The sequence below is a fragment of the Embleya sp. NPDC059213 genome (assembly GCF_042754445.1).
In the GTDB taxonomy this organism is placed as follows: Bacteria; Actinomycetota; Actinomycetes; order Streptomycetales; family Streptomycetaceae; genus Embleya.
The window spans coordinates 12,895-28,400 of the sequence record NZ_JBHZAV010000121.1; the positions used below are offsets into that span (position 1 = coordinate 12,895).

At 73.7% G+C, this 15,506-nt stretch carries 11 protein-coding genes; 6 read left to right on the forward strand and 5 right to left on the reverse strand.

Annotated features, from left to right (window positions below; genetic code table 11):
- Positions 1–14 precede the first annotated feature (14 nt).
- The 3 genes from ACFXMF_RS33275 to ACFXMF_RS33285 all read right to left on the reverse strand — a co-directional run bounded on the left by ACFXMF_RS33275 (position 15) and on the right by ACFXMF_RS33285 (position 5,811).
- Positions 15–2,936 (reverse strand): poly(A) polymerase, encoded by a 2,922-nt coding sequence (locus ACFXMF_RS33275; protein WP_379991689.1) that lies wholly within the window; start codon positions 2,934–2,936, stop codon positions 15–17.
- Positions 2,936–4,675 carry an RNA ligase family protein gene (locus tag ACFXMF_RS33280; RefSeq protein WP_379991690.1) on the reverse strand — a complete coding sequence of 580 codons (1,740 nt, stop codon included), beginning with the start codon at positions 4,673–4,675 and terminating at the stop codon, positions 2,936–2,938. The genes ACFXMF_RS33275 and ACFXMF_RS33280 overlap by 1 nt, the downstream gene beginning before the upstream one ends.
- A 194-nt stretch (positions 4,676–4,869) precedes the next feature.
- Complete coding sequence (locus tag ACFXMF_RS33285) at positions 4,870–5,811, reverse strand: D-alanyl-D-alanine carboxypeptidase family protein (protein ID WP_379991691.1); 942 nt, start codon at positions 5,809–5,811, stop codon at positions 4,870–4,872.
- A gap of 121 nt (positions 5,812–5,932) precedes the next feature.
- Between ACFXMF_RS33285 and ACFXMF_RS33290 the strand changes: the two genes are divergently transcribed.
- From ACFXMF_RS33290 to ACFXMF_RS33310, 5 genes are all read left to right on the forward strand, one after another.
- Entirely contained in the window at positions 5,933–6,613 is a 681-nt protein-coding gene (locus ACFXMF_RS33290; RefSeq protein ID WP_360309030.1) for a response regulator transcription factor, read from the forward strand.
- Positions 6,610–8,091 (forward strand): ATP-binding protein, encoded by a 1,482-nt coding sequence (locus ACFXMF_RS33295; RefSeq protein WP_379991692.1) that lies wholly within the window; start codon positions 6,610–6,612, stop codon positions 8,089–8,091. The genes ACFXMF_RS33290 and ACFXMF_RS33295 overlap by 4 nt, the downstream gene beginning before the upstream one ends.
- Positions 8,088–8,642, forward strand: a complete 555-nt coding sequence (locus ACFXMF_RS33300) for a hypothetical protein (RefSeq protein ID WP_360309026.1) — start codon at positions 8,088–8,090, stop codon at positions 8,640–8,642. The genes ACFXMF_RS33295 and ACFXMF_RS33300 overlap by 4 nt, the downstream gene beginning before the upstream one ends.
- Positions 8,643–8,951: 309 nt before the next feature.
- The gene (locus ACFXMF_RS33305; RefSeq protein ID WP_379991693.1) at positions 8,952–9,479 is read left to right on the forward strand and encodes a hypothetical protein; all 528 of its coding nucleotides are present in this window, start codon (positions 8,952–8,954) and stop codon (positions 9,477–9,479) included.
- Positions 9,409–10,296, forward strand: a complete 888-nt coding sequence (locus ACFXMF_RS33310; RefSeq protein WP_379991694.1) for an acyl-CoA dehydrogenase family protein — start codon at positions 9,409–9,411, stop codon at positions 10,294–10,296. Before ACFXMF_RS33305 ends, ACFXMF_RS33310 begins: the two co-directional genes overlap by 71 nt.
- Here the strand turns inward: ACFXMF_RS33310 and ACFXMF_RS33315 are convergent.
- Entirely contained in the window at positions 10,213–13,017 is a 2,805-nt protein-coding gene (locus ACFXMF_RS33315) for an AAA family ATPase (protein ID WP_380020928.1), read from the reverse strand. The two genes, ACFXMF_RS33310 and ACFXMF_RS33315, sit on opposite strands and share 84 nt — an antisense overlap.
- A 626-nt stretch (positions 13,018–13,643) precedes the next feature.
- Between ACFXMF_RS33315 and ACFXMF_RS33320 the strand changes: the two genes are divergently transcribed.
- A complete protein-coding gene (locus ACFXMF_RS33320) occupies positions 13,644–14,312 on the forward strand; it encodes a polysaccharide deacetylase family protein (protein WP_379991993.1) in 669 nt (222 codons plus the stop codon).
- A 19-nt stretch (positions 14,313–14,331) separates the two neighbouring features.
- Here ACFXMF_RS33320 and ACFXMF_RS33325 read toward each other — a convergent pair whose 3' ends face one another.
- On the reverse strand, positions 14,332–15,402 hold the full coding sequence (locus tag ACFXMF_RS33325) for a transporter substrate-binding domain-containing protein (RefSeq protein ID WP_380020930.1): 1,071 nt from the start codon (positions 15,400–15,402) through the stop codon (positions 14,332–14,334).
- Between the last annotated feature and the right edge of the window lie 104 nt (positions 15,403–15,506).

Sequence of the window (15,506 nt, forward strand, 5' to 3'; positions counted from 1 at the left end):
AGCGGGTGCCCGGGTCAGCACAGCGTCGGCACGGCGCCGCCCTCGACCCGGGTCGCCTCGACGCCGGGCAGGCCCCGGCACCACCGGGTGGTGATCTCGGCGAGCGTGTCCGCGTCGGGTGGGCCGGCGCCCAGGCCGATCGCGAGGTGTGTGCGTGATCCGGCTTCGAAGGTGCGGGGCCACACGTGGGCGTCGGCGACACCGGCCTCGTGCAGTGCGGTGAGCAGGGCGCGGACGCGGCCGCGCAGCCGGCCGGTGGTGGCGGCGAACTCGTCGGCGGGGGCCGGGAGCACGGTCAGCAACAACCAGGCCGCGTGGCGGCGGTGCAGCGGGGGTGGTTCGAGCAACGTCGGCCACGGATCGCCGTGTTCGGTCGGGATCGAGGGTGCGGCCGGGTCGATGGTCGCGGTCGAGGTGGTCGACTCCCAGGCGCGGTACAGCTCGTCGACCAGCAGGTCGCGTCCGCCGGGGGTGACCTGCGTGGTGCACGAGCGCACCGGGCGGGTCGGGGTCAGGATCGACACCGGCGCGCCGGCCGGCGAGTGCGGGCCTTTGGTGTCCTCGTGCAGGGACACCGGCTCGCGCCAGTCCCACGCGGCCCAGGTGGCGAAGAAGTGCGCCGACAGGTCGTCGCCGGCCAGACCTGCGGCCTCGCGCGTGGTCCGGGCGGCGAGTATCGACCAGGCCAGACCCGGCAGTCCGCCGAACGGCGCCGCGTCCAGGCCCCGGGCCCGCGCCCACGCCTTGACCCGTCGGGCCAGGTCGGCGAACCGTTCGTGGTCCGCGCCCACCGCGCGCCGGATCGCGTCCGCGTCGGTGATCGCGCTCAAGGTGAACGCGGCCGGCTCGGCCAACTCGGCGCGCCGGGCCGGGGCGTCGACCGGCTCGATGTCGCCGGTGGCCACCAGGGCCAGGTCCACGGCCGACCCGCCCACCCGCAACCGCAGTCCCGGCACGCGCGCCCCGATCACCGGCCGGACGGCGCTCGCCTCGGGCAGGGCCGCCGCGATGCGCTCGGCGAGGTCGGCGAGGTCGACGGTGTGGCCGGGCAGGGCCGCCACCAGGTCGATGTCGGCCTTTGGCAGCGCACACCCCATCCGCCGCGAGCCGACCGGCGACACGACGACGCCCTGGCCCAACGCCGCGGCAACGCACCGAGTGATCCGCCTCGTCCGGTCGTCCGGGTCCGGTCCGTCACCCGAAGGCGTCGGAGCCTCGCGGGCGGGTCCGACGTCGAGACCCGGCGGTACCGCGTCGGACGACCACCGCAGTTCGCCCGTGCCCAGGGTGATCGTGGCCCGCACCCGCATCGGCTCGTCGCCCCGGCGGGAGAGCAGCACCAACTCGCCCACGCGCGCCGACATCGGCTCCAGTCGGCTCGCGCACTCGGCGGCCACCCGCTGGGGGTCGGCGCTGCGGCCCAGGGTCAGGTGCGGGGTGAAGCCGTCCGCGCGGCCCGGGCAGCGTGGGAAGCGCGCCGCGAAGGCGTCCCGCAGCAGCGACCACGGCGATTCGTCGGCCGCCGCCGGATCGAGCCACACGGTGGCGTCCTCGCGGTGGCCGAAGGTGTGTACGCCGTCCAGACGTGCGGTGAACGGCGCCACTGCGGCCGCCGCCGCCGAGAGCAGGGGCGCGGCCCGCTCGAAGTCGGCTTCCGGGACGAAGCCGAACAGCACGTTGACGTGCGGCGGCCAGCGGTCCACCTGCGGATCGTGCGTGTGACGGAGCCGCTGGAGCACGGGCCACAACCGTCGCGGCGGCAACCAGGCCAGCGCGGTGCGCGCGGTCGACGCGACGTCCAGGACATCGCCGGTCGGCGGGCCGGCCGGCACCAGGTCCGCCCGGACCCCGAAGTGGTCGGAGGCGTAGAGGCCGTCGGGCGTGGGCGCGTCCCCGTAGCGCACCGCCGCCTCCGCGCTCCACCCGCCGGTGCGCAGCAGAACCCGGTCCAGCCGGGCGGCGCGGCCGGTGCGCGAGCCGATCGCGGCCAGCGGATTGACGCCCGGATCGAAGGTGGGGGTGTCGTCGTCGGCGCCGTGCACCCGCGTCCACACATCCGCCAGGCCCAGCACGTCGGCCGGCCCGGTGGTGCCGTCGTTGAAGTCGCCGACCACCACCAGATCGCCCGGCACCCGGGCGAAACCGTCGGCCAGCGCGGCCAGTTCGACCCGGCGCCGGCCCGGACCGTCCTGCGCGTGGTCGCTGGTGAGGTGGGTGACCGCGACCACGAGCGGCTCGGCCGGGCCGGCGACGGTGATCGCGGCCACCGCCTTGTACCGGCCCAACGCATGCCGCCCGGACTCGCGCACCGGCAGCCTGCTCAGCAACAACAGCCCACTGTCCGGCACGTCCCGACCGTTCGGATCGGTGTCCATCGTGTACGCGGCGCGCACCCACGGCTCGGCCGCCAACAGCGCGACCAGGTCCGCCTCGACCTCCTGGAGCGCGATCACATCGGCGTCGGCCCTCGCGAGCGCGGCCAGCAACAGCGGTCGACGGCGCGCGGTTCGGATCCGGTCGGCGTCGTAGCGATCCCACAGCGTGTTCCAGGTCAGCACCCGGATCCGGGTGGTCGCCGGTGCGTCGATCCGGCCCCGGTCGGGCGTGCCCGCGGGTCGCCAGTCGGCGAGCACCGGGTCGAACGTGTGCGGTCGGCGCGCGGTGAAGAACGGCGTGGGCAACCGGTGGGATTCCCGCACCCGGCCGGCGGCGCACGTGTCGATCCGGTCCACCCGGCCGGCTCGATCCCACACCACCTCGTCGTCCGCCTCGATCCGCAACACCCGATGCCAGGGAATCTCGCCGCCCGGCACGAACGCGGGCAGCGGGACACGCTTGGGCTCCGCGCCGCGCCGGTGGACCGCGAGTACGAACCGCGCGGGATCGAACCGGGGGTCCCAGCGCACCCGGTGGTAGATCTCCTCGCTCGTGCGCATCACGCGTCCTCCGCGTCCAGCGAGCCGGCGACGTCCTCGACCGTGCCGCCCGCGCCGATGTACCAGGTCCGGTGTGCCTGCCCGGGGTAGGGCGGTGCGAACCGCCGCTGTTGCGCGGCGCGTACGGTGGCCGGCACCGGGTGTTCGCGTACGGCGTTGCGTCGTTCCGACTCGTCCTCGCCGATCGGCAACACGGCGTGGGTGATCAGCGCGTCGCGGCCCTGGGCGACGGCGTGCACGGGAGCACGCTGCCGGGCGTTGAGCGAGGTGGCGTCCCACACCACCGTGCCGCCGGCCGCCAGTGCGGTGTCGAGTCGATGCAACGCCTCGCGCAGCACCTCGCCGTCGGCCGAGCGGTCCACCCGGGCGCCGCGCGCCGCGCGCAGGTCGTCCAGGCCGATCCGGTGGGTCACATCCGGCAGTTCGCGGGAGAAGGTGCTCTTCCCGCTGCCCGAGCAGCCGATCAGGTGGATCAGCCGAGGAAAGTCGCCGCGCCATCGGGTCCGCGCGACCTCGGGCGGCATCGACCAGCCCTTGGCGTGTGCCTCGCGCAGTTGCGCCCAGCAGCGGTCGGCCGTCGCCGAGTCCAGGTCGGCGAACGCCTCCCGGGCCCGGGCGCGCAGCGGCGCCAGCGGGGCCTCCCCGAACAGGTCCGCGTCCGCGGCGACCAGCGCCGACCACTCCACCTGCTCGCGTTCCTCGTCGGCTTCGGCGCCGGTACGCCCGACCAGTGCGGCGGCGGCCACCGCGTGCAGTACGCCCAGATCGGCGGCGACCGCCAACCGGGCCAGCCCACGCGGGCGTTCGTGATCGGGGAAGGGGCGGCGCAGGTGCCGGTGCAAGCCGACCAGGTCCGCGACGCGGCGCGCCAGCGGCAGGCCGAGGGCCGACCCGAGTCGGGGCAGCAGCGTCCCGCGATGCTCGGCGTGCAGCGCGGCGGCGAGCACCCCGGCCAACCGGGCGTCCCCGGTGCGGCCCAGCACGTCCAGCCGCGCGCCCGCGTCGGCGACCACGTCGGGCTCGGCGGCCCATCCTCCGCCCGGGCCCGGACCCGGGCCCAGCGCCGCGAACAGCGCGGACAGGTCCGCAGGAGCGCCCGAACGCACCGCCCACAGCGCCGCGTCGGGTCCCAGACCGTTCGCGACCACCTCGGCACGCATCCAGTGCGTGTCGGTCCGCACGTGCCCGCGCCGCACCCACTTGGCCACTCGCCGGCCGAAGTCCGCGCGCTCGAAGCCCTCGACCGAGCGGACCACGAAGCCCTCCCGGCGAGCGGGGTCGAGCCGGATCGCGCGCAGCGCCCGCTCGTCGAAAACTCCGCGCCACAACACCGGCGGCGTCGGCACGCCCAACCGGCGCAGGAAGCGGGTGCTCTCGTCCCAGTCCAGGCAACGATCGCCGGTCCAGACCGAGAATCCGTAGAACCAACTCGCCAGCGCGTCATAGCCGATCGAGTGCCGGGCGTACATGTTCTCGCCGCAGATCCGCCACCCGGGCGGGATCCGGGCGCCGATCCGGCCCTGCAGCGCCTTGACCCAGGTGCGCGACGGGTGGTGGGCGGAGTCGAGTGAGCGGGCGTGCAGTCCGTCCGGGTACAACGTGGTGTTCTCGCCGTCGAGCTTCTCGGTGACCACCACTTCGCGGCCGCGCAGTCCGGACAGGTCCGCGGCTCGCACGTCGTCGGCACCGGCTCCCGGCGACCACGGCACGTGCGGCGTGCGGGGATAGTGCGTACGCATCTCCACTCCCCGCTCGCCGGCCGGTGCTCCGGGCCCGATCGCGGGCCGACTCCCCGGTCACTGTAGGAGCCGACCGGGCACCGGGCCATCGAATATCGCCTGCCGAGCGGATGCCGCGCCGCCTTCGGGGCCTGTGACGGAGCCGGGTCGGGCGGCTGATTCGCATGGTGCCGACCGGTCGAGGTGCCGACCGGTTACGACGTGCCGACCGAGCGGATCAGGGTTTCGCTCGCGTTGATCGCGGCGGCGGCGCTGCTGCCCTTGCGCTGGGCCATGACGGCGGCGACCACCAGTTGTGGCCGGCCGTCGATCAGGCGTTCGGCGGCGAAGACGAGGTTGCCGCCGGCCGGGGTGGTGAAGCCGGTCTTGCCCGCGAGTACCCCCTCGCGGCCGAGCAGGGTGTTGCTGTTGGCCTTGGTGACCTGCGTCGAGTCGGTGTAGCTGCGGACGCCGGCGACCGCGGCGAAGGCCGGGTCGCGCATCGCGACGGTGAACAGCCTGACCTGATCGGCCGCGGTGCTCACGGTGGCCCGGTCGAAGCCGCTGGGATCGGTGTAGGTGGTGTCGCGCATGCCCAGCTCCTTGGCGGTGCGGTTCATCCGGGCGACGAAGGTCGCCTCGTCGCCGTCTACCCAGCGGGCGATCTCGTGGGCGATGTTGCTCGCCGAGACGGCCATCAGCGCCTCCAGGGCCCGACGCTCGGTGAAGGGCTCGCCCGGTCGGACCGGGGTCAGGCTCTCGAACCGGCGCAGCCGCTCCGGGTACCGGTTGGCCTCCTCGGCCGAGACGGTGAACGTGGGCCCCGCCGTGCCGGCCGCGAGGGGCTTGCTCTTGAGGAACACGTAGGCGGTCATCACCTTGGCCAGGCTCGCGGTCGGCGTCGGCTTCGCGGCGCCGGAGGCGACCGGCTCCCGCGCCCCCTCCACCGTCACGGCCGCCTGGCCGTCCTTGGGCCAGGCGGGGGCGAGCGCGCCGAGTGTGTCGGGTCCGACCGAGACCGTGGACACCGACACCGGGGCGGTCCGGCCGGTCTCGCCCGCGCAGCCGGCGACGAGCGCCAGCAGCGCGGCTACGGTGAGCATGATCGGCTTGGACGATCGACGGCGGCGGGCGGGAAGCACAGTGTGTGTGGTCATGGCCTGACCATGGCGACCGAGGATGACCGCGATCGGCCCGCAAGAAGACCGTTCTGTCACAACCGGGCCGATCGTTTGCCCGAAGCGCGTTCGGGGCCGGCCGCTGATCGATACTGAGGCAATGGTTCGTGTGCTCCTGATCGAAGACGACCCCGCCGTGGCCGAGGGCCTGGCGATCGGCCTGCGCCGGCAAGGCCACGCCACCGAGGTGCGGCACACCGGCGAGGAGGGCCTCGCGGGAGTGGCCGGGTTCGCTCCCGACCTGGTCGTACTGGATCTGATGTTGCCCGGTATCGACGGCTTCGAGGTGTGCCGGCGCATCCGTCGGGTCGGCACCCTGCCGGTGATCATGCTCACCGCGCGCAACGACGACATGGACATCGTGCTGGGCCTGGAGGCGGGCGCCGACGACTACGTGGTCAAGCCGGTGCAGGCACGGGTCCTGGAGGCCCGGATCCGGGCGGTGTTGCGGCGCACCGAGTCGGCCGCCCCGGCCGGGCGCCGCGAGGTACACGGTGAGCTGACCCTGGATCGCACCGCGCTCACCGTGCTCAAGGCCGGCCGGCCGATCGCCCTCGCGCCCTCCGAACTGCGGTTGTTGCTCGCCCTGTCGGCCTCGCCGGGCCAGGTGTTCAGCCGGGGCCAGTTGTTGGAGTCGGTGTGGGAGCACCCCTATCTGGGGGACAGCCGACTGGTCGACGCGTGCGTCAAGCGCCTGCGGATCAAGATCGAGGAACCGGATCGGCCGGCCCGCTACATCCAGACCGTGCGCGGCTTCGGCTACCGGTTCGGCCCGCTGTGACCGGGCCGCTCGGCCGGCTGCGCGGGCTGCGTGGGTTGCGGGTGCGGCTGGCCTCGGCCTGCCTGCTCGTCGCCGCGTTCGCCGCGCTCGCCACCGCCGCGCTGACCTATCGGGAGGCGCGGACCGCGATGTTGCAACGCGCCCAGGACTCGGTGGTCGGGTCGGTGCGCGACCGGGTCGAGGCGGTCGCGCCGTCGGTGCCGTTCCCGCCGGACCGGGCCGCGCTGGAGCGGATCGTGGCGCTCGTGGACACGCGGGGCAACACCGACCACTGGATCGTCGCGGCCGCCTATCGGGACCAGTGGGTGACCAGCGACCGCATGCTGGGCCCCGACGCGGTGCCGGAGGCACTGCGCTATCACGTCACCGAGCGGGTCAACACCGCGTTCCAGCGGATCGACCGCAAGGGCGTGATCTGGCTCGCCGTCGGAGTGCCGATCACCTTCGCCAAACCGATGTGGGGAATTCCGTCCGGAGTATCGGTCTACGTGTTCACCCCGATGCGCGCGCAGATCGAGGAGGAGGCGGCGCTGGTTCGGGCCGCGCGCAACGGCGCGATCCCGGCGGTGTTGCTCGCCCTGGTCCTGGCACTCGTGGTGGCCGGTGGGGTGTTGCGCCCGGTCCGGGCCCTGCAACGGGCCACCCGCCGGCTCGCCCAGGGCCGCCTGGACACCCGGCTGGAGGTCAAGGGCGGGGACGAACTCGCGGAACTGGCGAAGGACTTCAACCACACGGCGGCGGCCCTGGAACAGAACGAGGCGCGACTGCGCACGATGGAGGCCCGAGCCCGCGGCTTCGCGGCCGATGTCTCGCACGAATTGCGCACCCCGCTCGCGGCGATGGCCGCGGTGATCGACGTGCTGGACGAGGACGCCGCCGCCGAGCACCTGGATCCGGACACCGCCGCCGCACTGCGACTGGTCTCCACCGAGACCGGCAAACTCACCCGACTGGTCGACGACCTGATGGAGATCTCGCGTTTCGACGCGGGCGCCGCCGCGCTGCATGTGGACGAATTCGACATGGCCGAGGCGGTCCGCCGCTGCCTGGCCGGCCGGGCCTGGTCCCAGGCGGTGATCACCGACCTGCCGGCGGGAATCCGGGCCGAGGTCGACCCCCGGCGTTTCGACGTGGTGGTGGCCAACCTGGTGGGCAACGCGCTGCGGCACGGCGCGCCGCCGGTCGAGGTGAGCCTGCGCAGCGAGCGGCGGGCGGACGGCCAGTGGATCGTGCTGCGGGTCGCCGACCGGGGCCCGGGCCTGGCCGCCGACACCCTGGACCGGGTCTTCGAGCGCTTCTTCAAGGCCGACTCGGCCCGGGCCCGCTCGGCGGGCAGCGGTCTGGGCATGGCGATCACGCTGGAGAACGTGCGACTGCACGACGGACGCATCCGGGCGGCGAACCGATCCGACGGGGGCGCGGTGTTCACCGTCGAACTGCCCCGGTATGCCCGGACCCGAATCGCGGAGGACGGATGAAGACGGCTCGCAACGGTGTCGTGGCAGGACGCACCGCGGCGGCCCGGTGTCGGCGCTCGCTCGCGGCGCTGGCGCTGCTCGGGGTCGGCGCCGGCTGCGGCATTCCCACCACCAGCGCGGTGGACGCCGGGATGCCCGCCGAGGGCATCGTCTCGCCCGCTCCGGCGGGGCAACCCGGCAGCCTGTACGTCTACCTGATCGTCGACCACCGCATCCGGCCCGCGCTGCGCACCTCGATCACCGGTGTCACCCCGCTGGCCGCGATCAATCTGCTGCTGGCGGGGCCGAGTTGGGAGGAGGCCCGGGCCCAGGTGACCAGCGCCGTCCCGGCGACCGCCGGCCCGGCGCGGGTGAGTCTCCAGGACGCCACCATCCGGATCGACCTCGCGGGTACCGCTCCGCTGACCGCGCTCGCCCTGGAGCAACTGGTGTGCACCGCCGCGATGTCGGCCAAGCGCGACGCGGCGACCGGGACGCAGCCGGCGGTTTCGGTGAGCACGCCCATCCAGCGGGTGGACAACCAGTTCTGCCCCAACCCGACCGTGAACTGAAGCCGCTCGGCCGCGGATCCGCGAACCGGCGGTCGAGGTCGACCGGGGGTGGAACGGCGGCCTCGGGCCGGGTAGGGGCCGCAGCCAGGGGAAAGGCGACCCCAGCCGGGTAGGGGCGGTAGTCAGGGGTTCCGTCGCCGATCCCGGGTTCATACGCCGGCCGGGCCAACCGGTTGACCGCCGCGTGTTCGCGGCCGTGCCGTCGACCCGGCGATTCCCGGACGAATCGCGGGGTGTTGCCCACACCACCCGAGCAGTTCCGCACGGCCCGACGCGTGTTCGGGACGCAGCGCCGAAGGGAGCCACGACATGCACGTGTCGCACCGGGACGAGGTCGGCGAGTTCGCCGCGAACGCGGCGGCCCTGATCACCCGACATTGGGGCCGGGCCGGCGCCGCGCCCACCGGGGACCTGGACCGGCTGTGGGATGTGGGCGCCGTACACGGCTGGTTCGACCTGGGCGACAGTGACGCCCTGGCCGCCGCGATCGCCCTGGCCCGCGCGCTCGGGCGGGCCGCGTGCCCGCTGCCGGTGCTGGACGCGTTCGTCGCGGCCCGGTTGTTCGCCGCGAATACCGGCCTGGCCGGGGCGATCGGCGACGGGGGCATCCGGGTGGTGACCGCGTTGCCGGGCGGCCCGGGCGATGCCGACGCCGGTACCGACTGCCTGATCGAGGCCGGCGACGCGGCCACCCACGTGCTGCGACTGCCGTTCGCTGTCCGGGATCCGCCGGGGCACGCTGTGCATCGCGCCGACCGATCGGGCCGTGCGGGCGGATTTCGACCCGGCCGCGGTGCGGGTGCACGCCGTCCGGGCCGGCGCGGACGATCGAGGTGAATGGCTCCTCACCGGCGACCCGCTGTGGTCCGCCGACGCGCATCGGGCCCGCTACGTGTGGCTGGTCGCGCGGACCGGTCCGGACCGGGAGCGAACGCAGGCCGGCCGCACCGTGTTTCTGGTGCCGGTGGACACGCCGGGTGTCACCGTGCGCCCCCATCGATCCCCGGCGGGGGAGCGCGGTGGCACGGTGTTGCCGGACCGGGTCCGGGTCGCCGACACGGCCAGGATCGGTGCCGTGGGCGGTGGTTGGCCGGTGATCGTGGACACCTTCGCCGCCGAGCCGATCGCGGCCGGGGACGTCTCGGCGACCCTCCACCGCGGCCTGGTCGACCTGATCGGGTTGTTGCGTGCGGGCCCCGAGGCCGCCTCTGCGGCGGGACCGCGCGGCTCGGCGGCGCGTGCCGGACCGACCGAACTGGCCGCGCGGGTCCAGGCGATCCGCCTGCCGGCGGTGGCGGCGGCGCTGCCCGCGCGGGGCATCGGCGACATCGCGGCCCGCCTGCACGGGCTCGCGGCCGGCGCGCTCGGCGGGGAACTTGCGGCTGATTTCGGCGTGTTGGTAAGCGATCTGCTCGGACCGGCGGCGGCAGTGGGCGCGGGTGCGGCCGGGGGCGCCGGGGTGCCCGACATCGAGCGTGTACCGGGCTTTCCGGAACTCCCCAGCCTGCCGGGCCTGCCGGGCCGGACGGGCTCGGCCGGAGAGGTGATCCTCGGGCCGGGGCCGTGCGGGTCAGCGGCGGCTGCCTTCGGCGGTCCCGGCGACCTGCACCGCGGCCTGCTCGCCCGGGCATTGGGCCTGCCGGTGCGGGTCTGAGTCCGCCGCCGCCACGAGCCCCGCCGTCCGGGGGCCGTCGGTGGCCCCAGGGCCGGCGCCGCGCGGCCCGGGAGTGGGGCGACACCAATCCGGGTGCGACCGCAGGTGGACGGGCAGTTGCCGGCGGTTCTTGATGTCGAGCTTGCGGTAGACCCGGGTCAGGTGCTGTTCGACGGTGCTCACCGTGATGAACAACTCCTCGGCGATGCCCCGGTTGCTGTATCCGGACGCGGCCAGTGCGGCGACCCGTCGCTCCGATTCGCTCAGATTCCCCGATTCGCCTCCCGGATACGCGCCGGCGCCGGCGGTGTTCGCCTCCCGCAGGTCGGCGTAGGCGTGCGCGATGGTGCGGGTGCGCGGCCGGGCGCCGCAGTCCCGGGTCAGGTGCCAGACCCGGGACTGCAGGGTGGCGGCGCGGACCGGCTCGGCCAGGGCCTGGTAGGACTCGGCCAGGGCCTCCAGAGTGCGGGCCAACTCCAAGGTGTCCTCGGACCGGCGCAGCGCCTCGACCGCCCGGCTCAGCAGCGCCGGGCGGTCGGCGATGTCGACGGTCATCGCGCGCAGGCGCAGCGTGGTGCCGCGAATCCGGCCGCCACCGGGGCCGCACAGCCGTAACTGCTCGGCCACCAGGTCGCGGGCGCGGTCCGTCTCGTCGAGCCGCAACAGGGCCTCGGCGGCGTCGGTCCGCCACGGGACGAAGAACGGCTGGTCGACTCCCCAGCCATGGGCGAGCCAGGCCACCTGGAGGAAATCGGCGAGCGCGGCCCGAACCCGGTCGGTGGCCAGCAGGAACCGGCCCCGGGCGCGCAGATAGGCTAGGCCGTGCAGGCCGGTGAACAGGTCCTTGCCGACCGGCTGGTTCACCTGCCGGGCGGCGGCCTCGAAATCGCCCATTTCGGTGTATATGCAGATCAGGCTCGCCAGCGGGCCGCCGAGGAACAGACTTCCGGCACGCTCGGGCAGTACCGCCATCGCCTGCCGCGCGTATTGTTCCGCCTCCGGCAACCGGCCCTGACGCAGCGCCGCTTGGGCACACGCCGAACCGAACAGGGCCTGCCAACCCGGGGCTTCGCGCCGGATCGATTCGGCGAGCAGGGCCTGGGCGTGTGCCTCCGCGCGGCTCGCCCGGTCCCGGTCGATCAACAGGTGCAGCGCCGAGACCAGCGGCGACACGGTCACGTCGGTCAATCCGGAGACCCGCAGCAGTCGTTCGGCGGCCTCGATGCCCTCGACGGGATCGGGTAACGGACCAGCCGATTGCGGGTGGTGCAGCCAGGGGAGCGGGAGATCCGATTCGAGCTGCTCGATCCACTCCGCCCGCGGGTCGCTCTGCTCCTTGAGCCGGCCCAGGACCCGACGGGCCGCGTCGAGCCGGCCGTGCGACAACAACTGGTGGGCCAGCGCCGTCATGCTCGACTCGGGCAGATCGCCGAGCGCCAGTGCGGTCAACGGCTCGCCCAGGCACCGTTGTTCGGCGGCATGCGGGTTGAGCCGTCCGGTGACCTCGGCGAGCCGCAGGTGCGTCTCGGCGCGGGCGGCGGGGTCGCGGCACTGTTCGGCGGCCAGTTCGAGGCAGGCGATCGCCCGGCGCGCCCGATCCCCGTCCAACGCTTCCTCGGCGGCCTCGCGCAGCACGTCCACCGCCCACGGCTCCGGTGCCTCGCGGGCGGCGAGCAGATGGTCGGCGATCCGGGCCGCCGGAGCGCCCTGTCGGCGCAGCACGGTGGCGGCGCGGCGGTGCAGACCGCTGTGTTCGGTCGGATCCAGGCTGTCCAGCAGTGCGGCGCGGGCCGCGCGGCGCAGTCGGTCGCCCTCCAGCAGGCCGGCGCTCGACAGCGCGCCCAGGGCCTGGGCGGTGGCGAGCGCGGTGGTGTCGGCGAGCCGACGCAGTACCTCGGCCGACACGCCGACATCCAGCACGGCGGCGGCCTTGGCCACCCGCCACATCCCGGTGCCGCCGCGGCGCAGGCAGGCCAATACGGCCTGGCCGTACGGGCCACCGGGCGCCGGTTCCGCCGCCGCGCTCGTTGCGGAGCCCTGCTCGGCGATCAGCGCGCGCAGCAACAGTGGGTTGCCGCCGGTGAGTTCGTGGTACCGCTGGGTCCGGCGCGGGTCCGGGGCATCGGCAGCCGCAGCGAGCAGTTCGGCCACGCCGGTCGGGCTCAGCGGGGCCAGGTGGAGGTGCTCCAGCTCGGGTTGGCGCAGGAATTCGGTGGGCAACTGCGGGTCCGTCGGCGCGAAGTGGGGCGAGCGGGCGAGCAGTACGAGCACCCTGGCCCGGCCCGAGTGTCGGGCCAGGTGCAACAGACACCGTACCGAGGCGTCATCGGCGTGCTGCACGTCGTCCAGGGACAGCACCACCGGTCGCCGGAGCGCGACTTCGTGGATCGCGGTGGTGAATCGCCGGGCCGCGCGGGCGCCGTCCTCGTCCTCGACCAGCCGGTTCACGGCGAGGGCCAGGCGGGTCGGTACGCCCGGGCCGTCCAGGAACTGGCCCAGGATCGCCAGGGGCCGGGCCCGGGTCGCGGAACCGGCCGACCCGGCCGCCGACAGCGATATCGCGCCGCCGGCCGTCGCCTGCTCGGCGACCCAGCCGAGTATCTCGCTCTTGCCGCAACCCACGGCGCCATCGACCAGGACGATGCCGCCGCGCCCGGCGGCGCACTCCCGGAGCGCCGTGCGTAACCTGCCGATTTGCGGCCCTCGTTCGATGAACTCCATGGCCTTTGCGAGCCCCCAAGTGTCGCCCTGCACACGTTCTCCCACCGGTGCATGAAACCCCGGGCCCGCCGGCCTCGTCAACCATAGGTAACCGGCCATTGACCACCAGTGACAGCGGGAAGGTTGCACACGCAGACATCTGACCGGCTCTCCGGTCGCTGACGCGAGCCATTGCGCGCGAGTCTCGAACGGCGCGGGCGGTGGCTCTCGACGCAGCCCAGGGCCGTTTCCGGAAGTCGGCCGGGAGCGTCGCGGTCCGGGGTCGGGGTCGACGTGCCCGACCGTGTCGCGAGGGTAGTGGGTGTCACCGACACTCGGCGGCGTGCCACACGCAGGCGGTGGGGTGGTGATCTTCTAGGGTGAACCCGCACGGCGGTGGGCGTCGCGCGGATGTGGAGGACGGCGCGATGGACGTGGGCCGACGGGCGATGTTGGCAGCCGCGTTGGGCGGGCTGTTGGCGGGGTGTTCGGACGCGGGGAAGTCCGCCTCGCCGAGTACGACGTCACCACCGGCGCCGGCGGCGGCTCGTCCCGCGCCGGCGGAGTCGAGTCCGAAACCGTCCTCGGGTCCGCCGGCGGCCGTCGGTCCGACCCGAGCGGAGATCGTCGCCCGGTACGGTCGGCAGGTGCCCACGAGTTGGGGCCTGGAGGTGGCGGGGTCGTTGTCCCGACTGCCGACCACCGCGAAGGTGGCGGCGCTGACCTTCGACGCGTGCGGTGGCAAGGGTGGCAGCGAGTACGACCGGGCGCTGATCGACTTCCTGCGCGAACGGTCGGTCCCGGCCACCTTGTTCGTCAACTCCCGCTGGGTGGACGAGAACCTGCCCACACTTCGGCAACTGGCCGCCGATCCGCTTTTCGAGATCGCCAACCACGGCACCCGGCACCTGCCGCTGTCCGTCTCCGGCCGCGCCGCCTACGGCATTCCCGGCACCCGGGACGCGGGCGAGGTCTACGACGAGATCTCCGGCAACCGGGCCAAACTCACCGAATTGCTCGGCCGGCCACCCCGGTTCTTCCGGTCCGGGACGGCCTACTGCGACGACGTCGCGGCGAGGATCGTCACCGACCTGGGCGAACGCTTCGCGAGCTTCCACGTCAACGCCGACGGCGGCGCCACCTTCACCCCCGAGCAGGTCCGCAAGGCGATGCGGGGAGTACGTCCGGGCTCGGTCGTGATCGGTCACCTGAACCATCCACGCGGTGGTACCGCTGCCGGCATCCGCCTGGCCGTGCCCGAACTCCTCCAGCAGGGCTATACGTTCGTCCGTCTCTCGGACGCCGTGAAGTCCTGACCGACGGTGCCGGCGAGCGTCAGGAGATTTCCAACACCGGCGCCGCGGGCGCGGGAATCCCGGTACGGCCCAGAGTGCGTTCGTAGGCGTCCTTCCACACGCCGTTGGTGAACGCGGATCGCAAGGCTTCGTCGATCGCCCTGCGCAGGGGCGGATTGTCGATCGCCACGCCGATGCCGTACCGCTCGGCCGTCACCGCGGGGCCCACGAGTCTGAGCCGGCCGGGGTTGTTGGCCACGTAACCCTGAAGCAGGACCTGATCGGTGGTGACCGCGTCGACGTGCCCGCTCAGCAGATCCTGCACGCACGCCCCGTAGTTGTCCCGGGAGACCGCGATGGCCTTCGGGATGTCGTGTTGCAGCTTCGCCAGCGTGGTGGTGCCGGTGACCGAGCACACCTGGCGATCGGCCAGCAAGGAGTCGAATCCGGTCAGCACCCGGTCGTCGGTGCGGACCAGGACGCCCTGCCCGCTGACCAGATACGGCCCGGCGAACGCGATGACCTGCTTGCGCTGGTCGGTGATGGTCAACGTGCCGACGTAGTAGTCGATCACCTGCTGCTGGATGACCCGTAGCCGGTCCTGGGCGGGGATGGATTGGAAGCGGATCCGGTCCGGGCCGAAGCCGAGATGAGCCGCGACGACCTTGGCGATCTCGATGTCGAATCCCGAGTAGGCGCCCGTCACCCCGCCCTCGGAGAGCAGGTCCGTGGAATTGGAGGCGATACCCACGTTGAGGAAGCCGCGCTCCAGGAGGCGGCGTGATGCGTCCGGGAGGTCGGACGGTGGGATGGTCCCGGGTTGGGTGCCCGTCGAGGTGGGGCCCGTACCGGTGGGACCCGGTAACGGAGGTGAGCCGGAATTCTTGCCGGCGGGCGTCCGGTCCTTCGCCGTGTCGTGGTCGAACACCATGGGGCCGAAGGTCAGTCCGAGGCCGACGATCAGGGCGACGGCGAGGAGGACGGATACGACGCGCGCCGCCTTCATCGCCTCGCGGACCGGGAGCGGGAACACGCCGCCGGAGCCGGGCGGCGTTTCGTCGGATTCCTCGGGTCTCTCGGGCCTCTCGGGGGTCGGGCCGTCGGTGGGCACGGGCTGGCGGGAGGGTGGATCGGTCGGCCCCGCGCCGCCGGTGGTCGCCGGCTGCCCGGATCCGTAACTATAAGTCGGTGCCGTCGGCGGGAGTTATTCTTTCT

What these genes read in the sequence shown, in the direction of transcription:
- ACFXMF_RS33275 (WP_379991689.1), bottom strand. Translation starts at nt 2,936, where the DNA reads ATGCGCACGAGCGAGGAGATCTACCACCGGGTGCGCTGGGACCCCCGG.
- ACFXMF_RS33280 (WP_379991690.1), bottom strand. Translation starts at nt 4,675, where the DNA reads ATGCGTACGCACTATCCCCGCACGCCGCACGTGCCGTGGTCGCCGGGA.
- ACFXMF_RS33285 (WP_379991691.1), bottom strand. Translation starts at nt 5,811, where the DNA reads ATGACCACACACACTGTGCTTCCCGCCCGCCGCCGTCGATCGTCCAAG.
- ACFXMF_RS33290 (WP_360309030.1), top strand. Translation starts at nt 5,933, where the DNA reads ATGGTTCGTGTGCTCCTGATCGAAGACGACCCCGCCGTGGCCGAGGGC.
- ACFXMF_RS33300 (WP_360309026.1), top strand. Translation starts at nt 8,088, where the DNA reads ATGAAGACGGCTCGCAACGGTGTCGTGGCAGGACGCACCGCGGCGGCC.
- ACFXMF_RS33305 (WP_379991693.1), top strand. Translation starts at nt 8,952, where the DNA reads ATGCACGTGTCGCACCGGGACGAGGTCGGCGAGTTCGCCGCGAACGCG.
- ACFXMF_RS33315 (WP_380020928.1), bottom strand. Translation starts at nt 13,017, where the DNA reads ATGGAGTTCATCGAACGAGGGCCGCAAATCGGCAGGTTACGCACGGCG.